This window comes from Nitrogeniibacter aestuarii, assembly GCF_017309585.1.
Classification (GTDB): domain Bacteria; phylum Pseudomonadota; class Gammaproteobacteria; order Burkholderiales; family Rhodocyclaceae; genus Nitrogeniibacter; species Nitrogeniibacter aestuarii.
Map to the genome: position 1 here is coordinate 3,811,272 of NZ_CP071321.1, position 16,727 is coordinate 3,827,998.

Genomic DNA, 16,727 nt, shown 5'->3' on the forward strand with positions numbered 1-16,727 from the left:
TCAGGGCCCTCCGTCGCCGATCAACTTGCGCGCGAGTTTGAGCAGCTGCGCACTCAGTTTGATGTGATCGCGCTCAAGGGTGTTGCGGTTGATATCGAAACGCACCCGATCGTCTTCGGTCACGAAGCCGATCGCACCGCCCGCCTCCACAAACCCTTCAATGTCGCTCACCGTGAGCACCGGGGCATTGGCCAGTTCACGGAGGGTCACGTTGAGCCGGCGTAACTCCGAGCCGGAAACGAATACCACGTCGCATTGCCGGGCTTCAGTGGCCGTGGCCGGATACAGAATGCGCACGTCGCGCCCTTGTGCCTGACGAGATTCGAGCCCGGCCAGATGCGCCCCGAAGGGATCGCGGCCGAGCACGCAGATATCGATCGGATCGTCCTCCGGCAAAGACTGTTCAGGCCAGGTGGCGTAGCGCGCAAAGTTGAGCAGGAAGACCGCCTTGAGCTGATACTCCGTCGGGACGGCACGAGCCGTCGCGGCGAAGGACATCATCAGCAGGAGGATGAGAAGGCGGCGCAGCATGGGCTCAGAACTGCCAGCGTCCGGTCAGCACGGCGCGACGCCCGTCATAGGCGTAGGGCGAAGGAAACTGGTCCGAGTTGAACTCGGTGTGATGTTCATCGAACAGGTCATAGATACCCAACGACCATTCGAAGTTTTCGCTGACACGCTGCAGATACTGCACATCCGTCACGGTGTAGGAACTCACCCGCTCCGCCCCCGGCGTCTTGAGCGCACCCGAGTGTCGGATGGTGGTGTCGAGCTGGCGCCGCCCCGGCAGATCGACACGGGCCTGCACAGTCAGCCAGTGATTGGCATTGCGCGATTGAATCGCATCGTTGGCCGCCGCCTGTGTCGCGTCGTCGGTTTCGTCGAAATGCACCCGCAGCAGGGTGTAGGCGGCAAGCAGTCGGACGTTGCGGTGCACGCGCGTGTCGGCGGCCAGTTCCAGCCCCTCCGATACCGCTTTGCCTGCGCTGCCGCGGTCGATGTAGATGCGCTGCATGAGCGGATCGACGCTGCCCATGTGCTGAGAAACGAGCCCATCGTACCGGTGCCGGAACAGTACGGCTTCCAGGTTGCCGGCGTCCAGCTGACGGCGGTAGCCCAGCTCGATCGCACGAAGATTCTCCGGCTTCAGGTCCGGGTTGGCGCGGGAGATCACGGTGAACGGGAAGGTGCCGAAGGGCGGTACGCTGACCTGCTGGGTGCCGATGATGAAGTCGGTCGTGCGCTCGCCGATCGATGGGGTGCGCACGGCCCGCGACCAATGTGCCCAGAGACTGTCCCGATCCGTGGGCGTCCACATCAGCCGTGCGCTGGGTTGCCACTCGGGCGTGCTCTCGTTGCGCGCCTCGAACCGGGCCCCGAGGCTCAGACGCCATTGTTTGGGCACCAGCGTGATTTCGTCCTGGGCGAAGGCGCTGACCGTCTTGAGCTGAGTCACTTCCGGATCGAACCGCAAGGTCGTCTGCCGGGCGCGAGCCTCCGCATTCTGGTAGCGCACGCCAAGCCCCCAGATCCACTCATGCCGCCCCATCGGCATGAGTCGATGCTGGAAGTCCACGTCGCCGGTCGATACGATCGCGCCGGCCACCGGATTCATGTCAATGCTCTGGTAATCGAGATAGGCCCTCAGCGTGGCCTCGCCGCCCAGCCAGTCCCACTTGCGCGACGCCAGCAGATTTGCGCCCTCATAGTCGATCACCACATCAAGGGCGCCGGGCGCGGGTAGATCGACGGCTTCTTCTCCGCGGTGCTGATAGACCGAACCACTGACAGACCAGCGATCGCGCTCTTTTGAATCGATGCGAAAACCGGCCCGCCAACCGTTCTGCGCATCCTCGATCCGATGACCATCCATCGTTTCGAACGAGGCGCGATTGGTGGTCAGCGCATACACACGCCCATCGGCCCAGTCGCCAAGCTCGAAGCCCTGGCGCACGGCCGCTTCCGGCGTGCCGCGGTGGTCGACCGACAGACGCACGAGGGCACCGCTGGTCTCGCTGGCCCGCTTGGTCACGATATTGATGACCCCGTTGACCGCATTGGCGCCCCAGAGTGAGGCACCCGGCCCGCGCACGATTTCGATACGCGCCACGTCCTCGAGCATGAGGTTCTCGATGTCCCAGAACACCCCGGAGAACAGGGGGGAATAGATGCTGCGCCCGTCGATCTGCACCAGCAGCTTGGAGGCGTAACGCCCATTGAGACCGCGCACCGACACCGCCCAGCGGCCGCTGCCGATACGCGCCACCTGCACCCCCGGCACCAGCCGCAAGGCTTCGGGCACGCTGCGGGCGCCGGAGCGCATGATGTCGTCGTTGGTCAGCACGGTCACGGCGGCGGGCGTGTCGGCGAGGCGCTGCGCCTTGCGCGAGACCGACAGCACCTCCACGCCGGATAGTTCTTCAAGGCTCAGATCAAGCAGGTCGCTTGCGGCCTGACTTGGCGAAGTGGCGGCGGTCAGCACGGTCGCCAGGGTCACGGCCAGCCGGACCGGACGGCTACGGAAATGCGACCCCAGCCCCGGGATGATTGCGTTGCTTCTCATGACACTCCGGATTCAGTCCAGTGACCACTGGACGGTGACATGGACGGCCCTTTCGATCTCGCGCACGGCCATGGGCATGTAGTCGCGGCCAAACTCGGCATGGCGCGCATCGAGCAGGTTGCGCCCGACCACCGACACCGTGGTCTGGCGCGAATAGCGCCATGCGTATCCGAGATCGAGTTCGGTATAGGCCGGCGGGGTCTCGACGCCGGCCTGCTGATGAATCAGTGTGTCCACGTGCCGGATGATCATGTCCACCGCATGGCCGGAGTACGGCTTCCAGGTGGTATGCAGGCTGAAGGCCTCCTGTGGCACCCGGGCCAGGTAGGCCGCCGTGCTGTCGTCGACCACCGCGTTACCCGTATTCACGGCGCTGGGCTGGGTGCGCGTGTAGGCCAGGCGGTGCCGCCAATGGGCGGTTGGCTGCCAGTCGAGCGCCAGCTCGACCCCGGCCACGCGGCCCCCGGCAGAAAAGGACATGTCCACGTCCTGCACCACCCAGGGCGGCTCGACGGAGACGCTTTGCTGCGGCACCAGCGTCCTCAGATTGCGGTACTTCATGTAGTAGGCCGTGGCGTCGAAGTGCACGGTCGGATCCGGTTGCCCCCGGTAGCCGATCTCATAGGAGCGCATGCGCTCGGTGCGCAGCGACTCGGCGCCATTGACCCGCGAGATGACGGGCGGCATCTGGTTGAGCACGAATGGAAAATGACTGGTATCGGTCTCGATCGCCGCCGGCGTGCGTGTCGCTTCCGACACGGCACCCCACAGCAGGTGTTTCGGCGCGATCTGCCAGGCCAGACGGACATTGGGCAGCCACTCGTTGCCGGTCAGGGTGTGGTGCTCGAATTTCAACCCTGTGGTGAGGGTCAGCGTATCGGGCAGCAGGGTGAAATCGTCGTGAATGAAGGCGCTGACCAGGCCGTAGCGCCGATGCGGATGGTTGATCACGAACAGCCCGGAGTTGGCCTCGATCCACTGGTCGTTGAAGCGCAGCCCGCCGCCGATGATCAGTTCGTGCGCGCCGGTGCGGAACAGGTATTGCCCCTCGAGATCGAAGGTGTGACGCGTCTCGTCGAGCACGTCACCGGTCTGCTTAAAGTATTGCCAGGACCCCTGCACGGAGCGCTCCGTCTGGTCCGATTCGATCTGGTTGAGGCTGAAACTCAACGATGCCCCCGTGTCTCGCTGAGTGAAGGGGTTTGGCCTCAACAGACCCGGTGCGGTGATGTCGGGCACAAACCAGTAGTCTTCGCTCTCGTTGCGATAGACATCGCCCATGACCTGCAGCTCACCCCAGTCATCGGTGAAACGTTCCATGCGAAAGCCGATGCGGTGATTCACCCATTCGTCACTGCCATCCCGGCCGCTGGGCGTGATGCTCGACTCGCCACGCACACGCCCCTGGTAGCTGACCCGGTAGTGCCCGCCATCGAGCGCCCCACCATGGCGTGCATAGGCCAGGGCATGATCCACATTGCCGGTGGTCAGGCGCAGTTCCTCACCCTGGGTGGCGCGAGACCATTTGGTGATGATGTTGACGATGCCATTGACCGCGTTCGCCCCCCAGATGGACGCGCCCGGGCCGCGAATGACCTCGATCCGGTCCACCTCCGCCATCGGGATGTCGAGCGCCTCCCAGAACGTGCCGGAAAACAGGGGTGAATAGACCGTGCGCCCATCGACCATCACGAGCAGCTTGTTGGCAAAGCGGCCATTCGAACCGCGCACCGACACGGCCCAGCGGTTGTTGCCCAGTGCGGCCACCTGCACCCCCGGCACGAGACGCAGCGCGTCCGGCAGGGTCGTCACACCGGTGCGGGCAATATCCTCGGCACTGACCACGTAAACTGCGGCTGCCACGTCGCCGATTTCCTGACGCTTCTTGGCCACGGTGATCACTTCCTGCGTCACCAGCTCCCCGAGGGAAAAATCCAGGGGGTCAAGCTCCGCCGCAGCCGCACGATGAGCCCCGGCAAGAAGCGGCAGGAGGATCAGCAGCGCGCGGCAGTGGATCCCAAACGATTTGGGCTGACTCATGATCTTTTCTCGCATCGGGCAACGGCATTGGGGCCGGTGCCACGAACAGTCACATGGAATTTCGACTCAGTGTGAGATATCGGCACATCATCGGCCCCCTTTAGACACGATGTCACCCGCCGCCGTCAAGCACATCACCCCCCGCGCCGAATCGCGTCAAGCACGCCGCCATCCGCTACAATTCCGCCTTTGTCCGAATCGACCGCCTTGATCATGTCGTCTGCTCCGTCCAACGAGACCCAAGCCCCTGTCCAGAACTTCATCCGCTCCGCTGTCGAGGCGGACCAGCGCGCCGGCAAGTGGGGCGGGCGCATCGAGACGCGTTTCCCGCCGGAGCCCAATGGCTACCTGCACTACGGCCACGCCAAATCGATCTGCCTGAACTTCGGCCTGGCCGAAGAGCTGGGCGGCGCGTGCCACCTGCGCTTCGACGACACCAACCCGACCAAGGAAGAACAGGAGTATGTGGACGCGATCATCGAGTCCGTGCGCTGGCTCGGTTACGACTGGGGCGAGCACCTGTACTACGCCTCCGACTACTTCCCGCGCATGGTCGAGTTCGCCGAATACCTGATCAAGGCCGGCAAGGCCTATGTGGAGTCACTCTCGGCCGAAGAGATGCGCGCCTACCGCGGCACCCTCACCGAGCCCGGTCGCAACAGCCCCTACCGCGAACGGACCATCGACGAGAACCTGGATCTGTTCGCCCGCATGAAGGCCGGCGAATTTCCCGATGGCGCCCACATCCTGCGCGCGAAGATCGACATGGCCTCGCCCAACATCAACCTGCGCGACCCGGCCATCTACCGCATCCGCCACGCCAGCCACCACCGCACGGGCGACCAGTGGTGCGTCTATCCGATGTACACCTTCGCGCATCCCATCGAAGACGCCATCGAGAACATCACCCACTCCCTGTGCACGCTCGAATTCGAAGACCAGCGCCCGTTCTACGAGTGGCTGCTCGAGCAATTGGCCGAAGGGGGCTTCTTCGAGCGCCCCCTGCCCCAGCAGATCGAATTCGCGCGTCTGAACCTCACCTATGTGGTGCTTTCCAAGCGCAAGCTCATCGAGCTGGTCGAAGGCGGCCACACCGACGGCTGGGACGACCCGCGCATGCCGACCCTCATCGGCGCGCGTCGTCGCGGTTTCACCGCCGAAGGCTTCCGCAACTTTGCCGAGCGCGTGGGCATCTCCAAGGCCAACAGCTGGATCGACATGAGCGTGCTCGAAGAGTGCATGCGCGAGCATCTCAACGACACGGCCGAGCGTCGGGTCGCCGTGCTCGATCCGGTCAAGCTGATCGTCACCAATTACCCCGAAGGCCAGTCCGAGGACTGCAACGCGCCCAACCACCCGCTCAAGCCGGAACTGGGCAGCCGCACCATGCCCTTTTCCCGCGAACTGTGGATCGAGCGCGAAGACTTCATGGAAGAGCCCGTCAAGGGCTTCCGCCGCCTGTTCCCGGGCAACAAGGTGCGCCTGCGCTACGGCTACGTGGTCGAATGCACCGGCTGCGAGAAGGATGCCGAGGGCAACATCACGGCCGTCACATGCGAATACTTCCCGGACTCCAAATCGGGTACGCCGGGTGCGGACAACTACAAGGTCAAGGGCAACCTGCACTGGGTCAGCGTCGAACACGGCGTCGAAGCCGAAGTGCGCCTCTATGATCGCCTGTTCGCCTATCCGCACCCGGGGCAACGCCGCGAGGGCGATGCCGAAGATCTCGAACGCAACTACCTTGACGATCTGAATGCCGACAGCAAACGCACGATCCGGGCCTGTCTGGAACCGTCGCTGGGTGACACCACCGCGGAGTCACGCTACCAGTTCGAACGCCACGGTTATTTCGTGGCGGATCGCTTCGACCATCAAGTCGGATCTCCCGTGTTTAATCGCACGGTGACGCTGAAGGATTCGTGGAAGAATTCTGGCTCGTAAACCAGCACCCGAACGAGGGTGCGATTTTGACGTAGTCAGTTGTTCCATTGATGAAAACGCGCACCCTCTACGATGTCCTGCAGATCGCTCCCAACGCCGCGCCGCCGATTGTCGACGCCGCCTACGAGCACCTGCGCACACAGTGCGATCTTGGTGATGATCCAGCGGCGGGACGGCTCGTAGATGACGCTTACGCGACCTTGCGCAACCCCGAAGCCCGTCATGCCTATGACGCCAGGCTCGCACGTCTTGCCCTGGAGTCCGCGCAGCACTCGGCGCCGGCCACCCCGGTGCGAAGCAAGGGCGCGTGTCGTCTGGTCCTGATCGGCTGGGCCGTGGCAGCAGCCATGATCGGTTATGGCACCGCCACCGTCTGGCATGGCGCCAACCCACCGCGCGCCGACGCCTCGCTCGACACCTCCTCATCGATGGTTGCCCGCCCCCTGACGCAAACGGACACTCGGCCCACTGATCGCTGATCGGTATCCGGCCCGGGCAGCCGCCGCAGCGGCCATCCATGTGTCATTTTTTGCAATTGCATGACGCCGGGCACGCTACAATGCGGCCTTTTGCCCGCACGCCCTGATGAGTCGCGACACCCCAGCCCTGATTGATCGTATCCCCGGCATCGTCTGGTTCTTTGCCGGCATGCTGATCACGAGCCTCACCGTGGGTCTGCTGCTGGCCATTGCCCACCATCAGCTCAACAAGGACACTGCCGACACGGCCTCGCCCCTGACGCCCGGGGTTCAGCACAGCGCCGTGAACTCGCCCTGTCCGTCCTCCCCCGCGCCCCTCAGTCTGGCCCACGCCATCGCGTGCGGCGAGCTCGATGCGGCGCGCCGGTTGTTGTCCTCGGGCACGCCCCCCGACCAGATCGACACCCGGCCGGACTGGCATGGCCGCACGGCCCTTCACCACGCCGCCCTCATCGGCAATGAAGCGGCCGTTGCCCTGCTGCTCGAAGCCGGCGCCAATCCCACGGCCTCCGATACGGAAGAGAACACCGCGCTTCATCTCCTGCCCCAGACCAAGGACCCGGTCGCGGCGGTGGCCATCGCCAGGCGGCTGGCAGCTGCAGGCGCTACCATCGACGCCGTCAATCGCGCGGGCCAGACCCCCCTGCAGACGCTCGAAGGCGAGCCTTCGCGTCTGATGGCGCATCAAGCGCTGGCCCAATGGCTCCATCGCGGCCGTAAGGCCCGTGCCGACAAGGCGATCAGCCTCGCCGAAACCACCATGGCCCAAGCACCCACAGGGGCCGGGCCCGTGGAGAGCCCATCCGCCGCCGCCCTGGCTCAAGCGCAGCCCGCCACCGAGCAAGCAGCACTGCCGACTGCCGCCGACGTACCGACAGAGCCCGCACCGTCGGCCGCCGAGATGCAACGCACGGCCAAGGAAGACATCCGCAAAACCCTGCAGGCATGGACCATGGCGTGGTCCAGCAAGGACATGCCAGCGTATCTCGCGCAGTATCACGCCGATTTCACCCCGGACGAAGGGCTCGATCGCACGCGCTGGGCCCAGCTGCGTCACCAGCGCATTGCCGGCAAATCCGGGCGCATCACGGTCTTCCTGCGCGACATCGATATCGAGTTTGACGGCGAGCAAGCCATCGCCACCTTCGTGCAGGACTATGACTCCGGCAACTACCACGACAGTACGCGCAAGCGCCTGAGGCTGGCCCGTGCGCTCGATCACTGGCAGATCCTGAACGAACAGAGCATCGATTGACCTATGTCATGAGCGTGCGCTTGCACTGAAACGCCCAGGGCGGGAAGATCAGGGTTTCCCTATATGTTTCCCTCAGCCATGCGCGCCCGATACCTGATCCTGCTTGTCCTCATCCTCGGCATTGGTGCAGGTGTGTGGTGGGTCAAGCGTCCCAAGCCGATTCCGGTGGTCCTGCAAACCGTTGATCGCGGCACTGTCGAGGCGACCGTTTCCAACACCCGTGCGGGTGAAATCGAAGCCTGCCAGCGCGCCAAGCTGTCCACCATTGCCGGCGGCCGTATCGAATTCATCGGCGTCGCCGAAGGCGACCATGTGAGCAAAGGGCAGGTGTTGATGCGCCTGTGGAACGAGGATGCGGCCGCTCAGGTGGTCGTGGCGGAGCGCCAGCTCGACACGGCCCAGAAGCGCGTCTCCGAAGCCTGCACCATCGCCGCCAACGCCCAGCGCGAGGCCAAACGCCAAGAGGCCCTCAACGCCAAAGGGTTTGTGTCCAAGTCGGCCGTTCAGGCCGCCGAGACCGACGCCCGCGCCCGCACTGCCGCCTGCCAGAGCGCCCGCACGGCCATCGCCACCGCCGAAGCTCAGGTGGATGCCGCCCGCGCCACCAACGAACGTACCGTGCTGATCGCCCCGTTCGACGGCACCATCGCCAAGATCGAGGGCAAGCTCGGTGAATACACCACCCCCTCGCCCCCGGGCGTGGCCACGCCGCCGGCCATCGACCTCATCGATGAAACCTGTCTGTATGTGAAAGCCCCCATGGACGAGGTGGATGCCCCGCGCATCAAGGTCGGCCAGCCGGTGCGCATCACGCTCGACGCCATCTCCGGTCAGACCTGGGCGGGCAAGGTGCGCCGTATCGCGCCCTATGTGCAGGCGATCGAGAAGCAGGCCCGCACGGTGGATGTGGAGGTGGATTTTGCCAATCCTGACGAAGCCCGCGGCTTGCTCGTGGGCTACAGCGCCGATGCCGAAGTGGTACTCGACGTCGCGCAGGACACCTTGCGCGTCCCCACCGCGGCGCTGCGCGAAGGCAACACCGTGCTGCGCTTCAACCCGGCAGACAGCACGCTGGAAGCGCGCACCATCACGCCGGGCATCGCCAACTGGGAATACACCGAGGTGAAGGACGGCCTGGCCGACGGCGACCGCATCGTCACCTCGCTCGAACGCGAGGGGGTCGAGGCCGGCGCCTTTGTTACGCCGGACGACGGCTCCCGGAAGGCCGACTGAGCCCATGGCCCAGATCGAGCTGGAGAATATCGAGCGCGTCTTCCTGCTGGGTGACACGGAAGTGCACGCCCTGCACGAGATCAGCCTCGAGATCGAGGCGGGCGAGTACGTGGCCGTGATGGGTCCGTCCGGCTCGGGCAAATCGACCCTGCTCAACCTGCTCGGCCTGCTCGACCGACCCAACCAGGGCCACTACCGGCTGGAAGGGCGCGACGTCACCACGCTCGATGCCGATGAACAGGCCCGGGTGCGCCGCGAGCGCATCGGCTTCGTGTTCCAGAGCTTTCATCTGGTGCCGCGCCTGACCGCCGAAGAGAACATCGCCCTGCCGCTCATGCTCGCCGGCATCGACCCGAAGACCCGCAAGAGCCGCGTCACCAAGGCGCTGCAGGACTTCGGCCTCGCCAGCCGCGCCGACCATCGCCCCGACCAGCTCTCCGGCGGCCAGCGCCAGCGGGTGGCCATCGCCCGCGCCACCATCATGCAGCCGGCCATGCTGCTGGCCGACGAACCGACCGGCAATCTGGACCGCAGCACCGGCGACGAAGTCACCCAGCTGCTCGAAGCACTCAACGCCAGCGGAGTGACCCTCATCGTGGTGACCCACGACCCGAGCATGGGCGAGCGCGCCCGCCGCCAGCTTTACATGGAAGACGGCGCACTCAAGACAGACACGCGCAGGCCGACGCCATGATGAGCGTGCGCGACACCCTCGGTTTCGCCACCCGCGCCGCCACCGGCTATCCGGTGCGCACCGGCCTCATGATGCTGGCCATGGCCATCGGCGTCGCCGCCGTGGTGTTGCTCACCGCCCTTGGCGATGGTGCCCGGCGCTATGTGGTCGATCAGTTCAATGCCCTGGGCAGCAGCCTCATCATCGTGCTGCCCGGTCGCACAGAAACCGGTGGCGTGGGTGCCGGCAGCTTCTCCACCAGCGCCTCGCGCGACCTCACCACGGGCGATGCCGCTGCCCTCCGCCGCGCGAGCAGCGTCACCCGCACCGCCCCCCTGCTGTTGGGCAACTCGGAAGTGGCCTGGGGCGGCAAGCTGCGCGAGACCCTGATCGTCGGCACCAGTGCCGAGTTTCTCGACATCCGCAACCTGAAGATGGCGCAGGGCCAGTTTCTGCCGGTGGAAGACCTCGACCGCGCCACCCCGGTGGCCGTCATCGGCGCCGAAATGCGCGAGCAACTCTTCGGGGCCGAGCCGGCGCTGGGCAAGATGATCCGCGTGGCCGATCGCCGCTACCGGGTCATCGGCGTGCTTGCCGCCTCCGGCTCCGGCCTGGGCATGACGGCGGACGAACTGGTGATCATCCCCGTCGGCGCCGCCCAGGCCCTGTTCAACACCTCGGCCCTGTTCCGGGTGTTTGTCGAAGCCCGCAACCGGGACGCCGTCGCCAGCGCCAAGAAGGAAGTCCTCAAGATCCTCAAGGCCCGCCACGGCGGCGAGGAGGACGTCACCCTCATCACCCAGGACGCGGTGCTCGGCACCTTCGACCGCATTCTCGGCGCCCTCACCCTGGCGGTGGGCGGCATTGCCGCCATCAGCCTGGCCGTGGCCGGCATTCTGGTCATGAACGTGATGCTCGTGGCCGTCACCCAGCGCACCTCGGAAATCGGCCTGCTCAAGGCCCTCGGCGCCACCGCCCCCAACATCCGCTACGTGTTCCTGGCCGAAGCCGCCCTGCTCTCCATCGCCGGCGCCCTGTGCGGCCTCGCCCTCGGCCACGTCGGCGCCTGGGGCCTGCGCCAGGCCTTCCCCGACCTGCCCGCCTACCCGCCCGACTGGGCCATGCTCGCCGGCCTCGGCACCGCCATCACCACCGGACTGCTGTTTGGCGTGATGCCGGCGCGCCGCGCGGCGAGCATGGACCCGGTCGATGCGCTGGCCAAGCGGTAAAACCGAATGACCTGGCGTGACTTCCTCGCCCTCTCCACCCGTGCCCTGGTCGCGCACCGCATGCGCAGTTTCCTCACGCTACTGGGCATTGCGGTGGGCATTGCGGCGGTGATCCTGCTCACCTCCATCGGCGAGGGCATCCATCAGTTCGTGCTCGCCGAGTTCTCGCAATTCGGCACCAACGTGGTCGAAATCACCCCTGGCACCAAGGGGGCCAAGGGCGGGCCGCCGGGGCTGCCGAGCACAGCGCGCCAGCTCACGCTGGAAGACGCCAAGGCGCTGGAACGGGTGCCGGGCGTGACGGGCGTGATCGGTATCGTCTGGGGCAACTCGGAGATCGAGGGCAACGGCCGGGTGCGGCGGACCTCGGTCTATGGCGTCGGCCCCGCCATGCAGGACGTGTTCACCATGAAGGTGCGCAGCGGCCGATTCCTGCCCCACGACAATCTGGACCAACCCCGTGCCTTCGTGGTGCTGGGCAGCACCCTCAAACGGGAGCTGTTCGGCGCGCAAAATGCCTTGGGCGAGCGAGTGCGCATCGGCGGTGAGCGCTTTCGGGTGATTGGCGTGATGGAAGAAAAAGGCCAGCTGCTGGGCACCGACCTGGACGACACCGCCTACATCCCCACCGCCCGCGCCATGGCCCTCTACAACCGGGACGGGCTCATGACCATCGACGTGTCCTACCGCGAAAGCATGCCCGCAAAAATGGTCACCGCCGGCATCACCCGTGTGCTCGAGGCGCGCCACGGGCGGGTCGATTTCTCGCTGCAGACGCAGGAAGACATGCTCGACAGCCTCTCCAACATCCTCAACATCCTCACCGCTGCCGTTGGCGCGCTGGGGGGTATTTCGCTGCTGGTGGGGGGCGTGGGCATCGTCACCATCATGACTATCGCGGTCACAGAACGCACCGGCGAAATCGGCCTGCTGGTCGCACTGGGGGCGCGCCGTCGCACCATCCTCGGCCTCTTTCTCGGCGAAGCCATTGCCCTGGCTGCCGTGGGTGGCGCCTGCGGCCTGCTCATCGGCATGGGTCTCGCCCAGCTGGTGGGCCTGCTGGTGCCGGATCTGCCGGTACATACGCCCTGGAGCTTCGTCATCCTGGCCGAGGTCACGGCCGTCCTGATCGGCCTGCTGGCCGGCGTGCTTCCCGCGCGCAAGGCAACGACGCTCGACCCGGTCGAAGCGTTACGGGCGGAGTGATTCGGGGCTCAGTACAGGGGACGAGTCCGGCATGAGCATATCGCGCACCGCCTCATCAAGCGCGTCGATACGGTCAGCCTCCGCCAGGACGGCAATCGGCTCCCCCGCCCCGTCGGACAGCGCCATACCGGACGGCGCCAGACGGATGAAGAGCGTACGGTCCGATGCAACAAGGCGTCGCACCTGCGCAAACTCCCAATCCAGCGCTTCCGATTCGCGGGCGGATAGCACGAACACCACCAGCCGCGCCTCGTGCAAACACCGCAGCACCGCCTCCTGCCAGAAGGCATCCGCCACCGAAATGACCGGCAGGGGCCCGAGCGTGAGGGTGCTGGCACGGCGCCGAACGCGCTCGAGAAGCGTCTCCATCACCAGCTCCAGCTGATCCGCCGATTCAATGCGGCGCGGCAAGAGCAGCGCGCGCTGAATGCTGACAATCAGCCACCGGATCAGCAGCGCTGCCACAAACCAGGCGAGGCAGATTCCGGCGATCAGCACGATCGGAAAGACAAGGTCGCCGACACTGCCCCAGGATCGGGCAAGCTCGCGCAGCCAAGCGAGCCATGAAGCGTCCAGCTGCCCCAGCAGGACGAGCGAGATCAGCACCAGGCCAAGAAACAGACTCGTCCCCCACCAGCCGCCCACCGGCGGCGCATCGCCACGCGCGGCATCGTCCATCACCTCCGCGTCGCCCCCGAGACTCTCCTTGGCACGAAAATCGGCGTTTTCGAGGGTGACCCAGTAACCCCAGGCCCCGCCGCGCCGTCGCACGTACTCGGCCGCAAGCTCGGCCACGTCACGACTCTGAAAGTCGCGCAACAGCACCATGAGCTGTGGCGGCCGGCGCGAATGGCGCAGCAACCAGGGGCCGGCCACCGCGAGCAGTGCCGTCGCAAGCGCGCCGGCGGCAAGAAGCCGGTCGACTGTCCACGGCCCCCAGAGATGAACTTCCTTCAACGAGGCCAGCGGCGCCCACCACTGCGCTCCAATGCCGATGACAAGCAACGCGAGCCACCAGAGCGCACAGACCATGAGGGTCAGATTGGCCAGTCCGTCTCGACGTGCGAGAAAGCGTTGGTAATCGAACAACGGATCCAGGCGGGGTTCATTCGGACTCGACACCGACGCGGCACTCCTTCGGGTTTCAGCGATGGACTCGCCGTGTTGTGAAGGTCAGTTGCTATGGGAACATTATGCTTGCAGGCAGCATAAAATCACCAGCACTCTGGCTGCGCGGATGCTCTGGAGTGCGCGTGACCTCGGCTTGCGCGCCGTCGCCCCGCCCAAGGCCGTGACACGTCAGAACATCTCCCCGTCCCGCAGATACCGCCACTGCCCCATCGGCAGATCTCCCAGCCGCACCTTGCCGATGCGCACGCGCTTGAGGCCCACCACCTTGAGCCCCACCAGCTCGCACATGCGGCGGATCTGGCGTTTCCGACCTTCCTTGAGGATGAAGCGCAGCTGGTCCTTGTTCATCCACTGCACCTTGGCCGGGCGCAGGGCTTTGCCGTCGAGTTCCAGGCCGTGATTGAGCAGGGCCAGGTCGGCGTTGGAGAGTTTGCCCTCGACCCGCACCAGATATTCCTTCTCCACCTTGGTGTCGTCACCAATCAAACGTTTGGCGACCACGCCGTCCTGGGTGAGCACGAGCATGCCGGTGGAGTCGATGTCGAGGCGGCCCGCCGGCGCCAGGCCTTTGAGGTGCTGACGCTGAAAGCCTTGCTTGCCGCCGGGAGCGAGGTTGTCCGGGGTGATGAGTTCGACGGCCGCACTGTAGCCATGCTCCGGCTGGGCAGACACATAGCCCACGGGCTTGTGCAGGATGATGGTCACCCGGTCGGCCTGCAGGGCTTCGCCTCGACGGCTGAGCTTGATGTCCACGTCCGGGGGGAAACGCACCCCGAGTTCGTTAACCCGCTCGCCGTTCACGAAGACCCAGCCCTTTTCGATGAGGTTGTCGGCTTCGCGACGCGAACACAGGCCACGCTCGCTCATGAGTTTGGACAGACGCACGCCATCCGGATGGGCATTGGCCGCGGGCTGGGCTTCGGCGGCAGGTTTTGGGGCGCGTTGAAAGCGGGGCTTCGGCGCGTCGTCTTTCGGGGTTTTGTCGTCTTGGGTCACGGCGTCTGATCGTGTGCTCACAGGGAATGGTCACCGCCCTCCGGCAGCGACCGCCCCTATTGTCCTTCAATCAGCCCGGCACATAGAAGAGCAAGAGATACATCAGCAGCAAAATGGCCACCCACAACACCATATGGCCCGAGGCCCAGGTGCGCGCAAGCACGCCGGTCGGGCCATAGTGCTGGCGCAGACGACCGCCGATCAGGCCGATGGCGTTGCCCACGGCAGTGCCGAAGCCCCGCTGCAGCGCGCGGATGCCATTGCCGGCAATCCGTGTGAGCGCGGTGCCGAATTCGCGATAGACCCAGTCCAGATCCCACAGCCGCCCGCGCTCGGGCGCCAGGTATCTGCGCACGGCAAAGAACGCCACCATGCCCAGCAGCACGGCTTGCAGCTGATGCACCACATGGCTACCGGTGTAGGGCACGTAGTCGACCGCATAGGGCAGTTGCGCGTAGAGCACGTCCGGCATCACGCCCATGCCAACACAAATGGCCGCCATGACGATCATGCCCAGTTTCATGCTCAGGGGCGCAGGCTCGGGGCGCAGGCCAGCGTCCTTGCTGAAGAACACATAGAACGGGTAACGCACGCCTGCATTGAAGACCATGCAGGCCGAGGCCACCGACAGCCCCAGCCACACCCACAGCAGGTGTGCCTCAGCGGCGGCCGAGACCATCATCGACTTGGTCACGAAGGCGGAGAACAGCGGCAGCGCCATGGCCGCCATGGCGCCAATGAGCGCCAGCACCGTGGTGAAACGCATGGCGTGCCACAGGCCGCCCAGGTCGGCACAGTGACTGCGGCCGGTGCGGTAGAGCACGGCACCCGCCGTCATGAGCAACAGCGCCTTGTAGGCGATATGGGCGAAGGCGTGGGCCGCCACCCCGTTGAGGGCCAGCTCGGAGCCGATGCCCACGCCCACCACCATGAAGCCCACCTGATTGACGATGGCGTAGGCCAGAATGCGGCGCATGTCGCCGGCCACGGCCGCGTAGAAGATGCCGTAGAACACCATGGCCATGCCGATGGGGATGAGGATCTCCGTGCCCGGAAAGCCGCGCATGAGCACATACACTGCCGTCTTGGTGGTGAAGGCGGAGAGGAACACCATGCCACTCCAGGAGGCCTTGGGATAGGCATCGGCGATCCACGACCACAAGGGGGGCGCACCGGCATTGACCAGGAAACCGGCCAGGATCAGCCAGTGGGCGATGCCGTCGGCCTGCATGGCTTCAAAAGCAATGCCGTTACCGGCAGCCACATGCCCGGTGATCCCCGCCATGAGCAGCACGCCGCCGAAAAAATGCACCATCAGGTAGCGGAAGCTGGCCGCGCGGGCCGATTCACCTCCCGCCCAGATGACCACGGTGGAAGCGACGGCCATGAACTCCCACCACACAAACAGGGAGATCAGGTCAGCCGCGAGCACCGCCCCCACGGCGGAACCGGCATACACGAGCGCGGCTGGCAGTTCGATGCGACTGCCCTGGCGGGCACTGAAAATGGCCCCCGCAGTGGTGGTGATCAGAAAGACCGTGGCGAACAAGCGGCTCAGGGTGTCGAGTCGATACGGCGACAACTCGAAATCCAGGAACGGCACCGTGGGCCCGGCACCGAGCGGCGTATTCCACAGCGCCAGCAGCGCCAGGACCGGCACGCCGGCGCCGATGACGGTGCGCGGCAGCCCGCGCACGAACACGAGGACGAGGCCGGCCACGACCAGCCACAGGGCGGGATGCATCAGCAGATCAGGCATCTTCCGGGTCCTCCGGTCGGCTCAGCAGCGCGCGAAACACACCCGCGATCACGGCACAGAACAAGGCCCCGAACAGCGGCAACGCCAGACCAAAGCCGGGAATTTCCTCGATCTCGAAATACGGGTGGCCGTGATAGGCAAAGCCCGCCACGACAGACAACAACGTGGCCGCGAACAGAATCATCCAGCCGGTGCGTTCGGTTTTCTTGATCGCCATGG

14 protein-coding genes are annotated in these 16,727 nt (G+C 65.5%); 7 read left to right on the forward strand and 7 right to left on the reverse strand.

Annotation, left to right across the window (positions count from 1 at the left end; all coding sequences use genetic code 11):
- The 3 genes from J0W34_RS17645 to J0W34_RS17655 are packed head-to-tail and all read right to left on the reverse strand — an operon-like array spanning position 1 to position 4,603.
- Positions 1-531 carry a YfiR family protein gene (locus tag J0W34_RS17645; protein WP_227816567.1) on the reverse strand — a complete coding sequence of 177 codons (531 nt, stop codon included), beginning with the start codon at positions 529-531 and terminating at the stop codon, positions 1-3.
- A gap of 4 nt (positions 532-535) precedes the next feature.
- Positions 536-2,563: a TonB-dependent receptor plug domain-containing protein gene (locus tag J0W34_RS17650; RefSeq protein WP_230969653.1), complete on the reverse strand. Its 2,028-nt coding sequence runs from the start codon at positions 2,561-2,563 to the stop codon at positions 536-538.
- Positions 2,564-2,575: 12 nt separating this feature from the next.
- The gene (locus tag J0W34_RS17655) at positions 2,576-4,603 is read right to left on the reverse strand and encodes a TonB-dependent receptor plug domain-containing protein (RefSeq protein WP_230969654.1); all 2,028 of its coding nucleotides are present in this window, start codon (positions 4,601-4,603) and stop codon (positions 2,576-2,578) included.
- Between the two features lie 213 nt (positions 4,604-4,816).
- On the opposite strand from J0W34_RS17655, the gene J0W34_RS17660 reads away from it, so the two are divergent.
- The 7 genes from J0W34_RS17660 (at position 4,817) to J0W34_RS17690 (ending at position 12,622) form a co-directional block, all read left to right on the forward strand.
- Positions 4,817-6,547 carry a glutamine--tRNA ligase/YqeY domain fusion protein gene (locus J0W34_RS17660; protein WP_230971698.1) on the forward strand — a complete coding sequence of 577 codons (1,731 nt, stop codon included), beginning with the start codon at positions 4,817-4,819 and terminating at the stop codon, positions 6,545-6,547.
- 50 nt (positions 6,548-6,597) lie between these two features.
- Complete coding sequence (locus J0W34_RS17665; RefSeq protein WP_227816571.1) at positions 6,598-7,026, forward strand: molecular chaperone DnaJ; 429 nt, start codon at positions 6,598-6,600, stop codon at positions 7,024-7,026.
- 106 nt (positions 7,027-7,132) lie between these two features.
- Positions 7,133-8,281, forward strand: coding sequence for a L,D-transpeptidase Cds6 family protein (locus J0W34_RS17670; RefSeq protein WP_230969655.1), 1,149 nt, complete (start codon positions 7,133-7,135; stop codon positions 8,279-8,281).
- Positions 8,282-8,344: 63 nt separating this feature from the next.
- The gene (locus tag J0W34_RS17675) at positions 8,345-9,514 is read left to right on the forward strand and encodes an efflux RND transporter periplasmic adaptor subunit (protein ID WP_230969656.1); all 1,170 of its coding nucleotides are present in this window, start codon (positions 8,345-8,347) and stop codon (positions 9,512-9,514) included.
- A 4-nt stretch (positions 9,515-9,518) separates the two neighbouring features.
- Entirely contained in the window at positions 9,519-10,208 is a 690-nt protein-coding gene (locus J0W34_RS17680; protein WP_227816574.1) for an ABC transporter ATP-binding protein, read from the forward strand.
- Positions 10,208-11,416: an ABC transporter permease gene (locus J0W34_RS17685; protein ID WP_230971699.1), complete on the forward strand. Its 1,209-nt coding sequence runs from the start codon at positions 10,208-10,210 to the stop codon at positions 11,414-11,416. Before J0W34_RS17680 ends, J0W34_RS17685 begins: the two co-directional genes overlap by 1 nt.
- A 6-nt stretch (positions 11,417-11,422) precedes the next feature.
- On the forward strand, positions 11,423-12,622 hold the full coding sequence (locus J0W34_RS17690) for an ABC transporter permease (RefSeq protein ID WP_230969657.1): 1,200 nt from the start codon (positions 11,423-11,425) through the stop codon (positions 12,620-12,622).
- On the opposite strand, the gene J0W34_RS17695 is transcribed toward J0W34_RS17690, so the two are convergent.
- The 4 genes from J0W34_RS17695 to J0W34_RS17710 form a co-directional block, all read right to left on the reverse strand.
- On the reverse strand, positions 12,608-13,744 hold the full coding sequence (locus J0W34_RS17695) for a hypothetical protein (protein ID WP_230969658.1): 1,137 nt from the start codon (positions 13,742-13,744) through the stop codon (positions 12,608-12,610). The two genes, J0W34_RS17690 and J0W34_RS17695, sit on opposite strands and share 15 nt — an antisense overlap.
- Before the next feature lie 177 nt (positions 13,745-13,921).
- Positions 13,922-14,749, reverse strand: coding sequence for a pseudouridine synthase (locus tag J0W34_RS17700; RefSeq protein WP_230969659.1), 828 nt, complete (start codon positions 14,747-14,749; stop codon positions 13,922-13,924).
- A 70-nt stretch (positions 14,750-14,819) separates the two neighbouring features.
- Positions 14,820-16,508, reverse strand: a complete 1,689-nt coding sequence (locus tag J0W34_RS17705; protein ID WP_230969660.1) for a Na(+)/H(+) antiporter subunit D — start codon at positions 16,506-16,508, stop codon at positions 14,820-14,822.
- Positions 16,501-16,725, reverse strand: a complete 225-nt coding sequence (locus tag J0W34_RS17710; RefSeq protein ID WP_230969661.1) for a hypothetical protein — start codon at positions 16,723-16,725, stop codon at positions 16,501-16,503. Before J0W34_RS17710 ends, J0W34_RS17705 begins: the two co-directional genes overlap by 8 nt.
- Positions 16,726-16,727 lie beyond the last annotated feature (2 nt).

What these genes read in the sequence shown, in the direction of transcription:
- J0W34_RS17645 (WP_227816567.1), bottom strand. Translation starts at nt 531, where the DNA reads ATGCTGCGCCGCCTTCTCATCCTCCTGCTGATGATGTCCTTCGCCGCG.
- J0W34_RS17650 (WP_230969653.1), bottom strand. Translation starts at nt 2,563, where the DNA reads ATGAGAAGCAACGCAATCATCCCGGGGCTGGGGTCGCATTTCCGTAGC.
- J0W34_RS17655 (WP_230969654.1), bottom strand. Translation starts at nt 4,603, where the DNA reads ATGAGTCAGCCCAAATCGTTTGGGATCCACTGCCGCGCGCTGCTGATC.
- J0W34_RS17660 (WP_230971698.1), top strand. Translation starts at nt 4,817, where the DNA reads ATGTCGTCTGCTCCGTCCAACGAGACCCAAGCCCCTGTCCAGAACTTC.
- J0W34_RS17665 (WP_227816571.1), top strand. Translation starts at nt 6,598, where the DNA reads ATGAAAACGCGCACCCTCTACGATGTCCTGCAGATCGCTCCCAACGCC.
- J0W34_RS17670 (WP_230969655.1), top strand. Translation starts at nt 7,133, where the DNA reads ATGAGTCGCGACACCCCAGCCCTGATTGATCGTATCCCCGGCATCGTC.
- J0W34_RS17675 (WP_230969656.1), top strand. Translation starts at nt 8,345, where the DNA reads ATGTTTCCCTCAGCCATGCGCGCCCGATACCTGATCCTGCTTGTCCTC.
- J0W34_RS17680 (WP_227816574.1), top strand. Translation starts at nt 9,519, where the DNA reads ATGGCCCAGATCGAGCTGGAGAATATCGAGCGCGTCTTCCTGCTGGGT.
- J0W34_RS17685 (WP_230971699.1), top strand. Translation starts at nt 10,208, where the DNA reads ATGAGCGTGCGCGACACCCTCGGTTTCGCCACCCGCGCCGCCACCGGC.
- J0W34_RS17690 (WP_230969657.1), top strand. Translation starts at nt 11,423, where the DNA reads ATGACCTGGCGTGACTTCCTCGCCCTCTCCACCCGTGCCCTGGTCGCG.
- J0W34_RS17705 (WP_230969660.1), bottom strand. Translation starts at nt 16,508, where the DNA reads ATGCCTGATCTGCTGATGCATCCCGCCCTGTGGCTGGTCGTGGCCGGC.
- J0W34_RS17710 (WP_230969661.1), bottom strand. Translation starts at nt 16,725, where the DNA reads ATGGCGATCAAGAAAACCGAACGCACCGGCTGGATGATTCTGTTCGCG.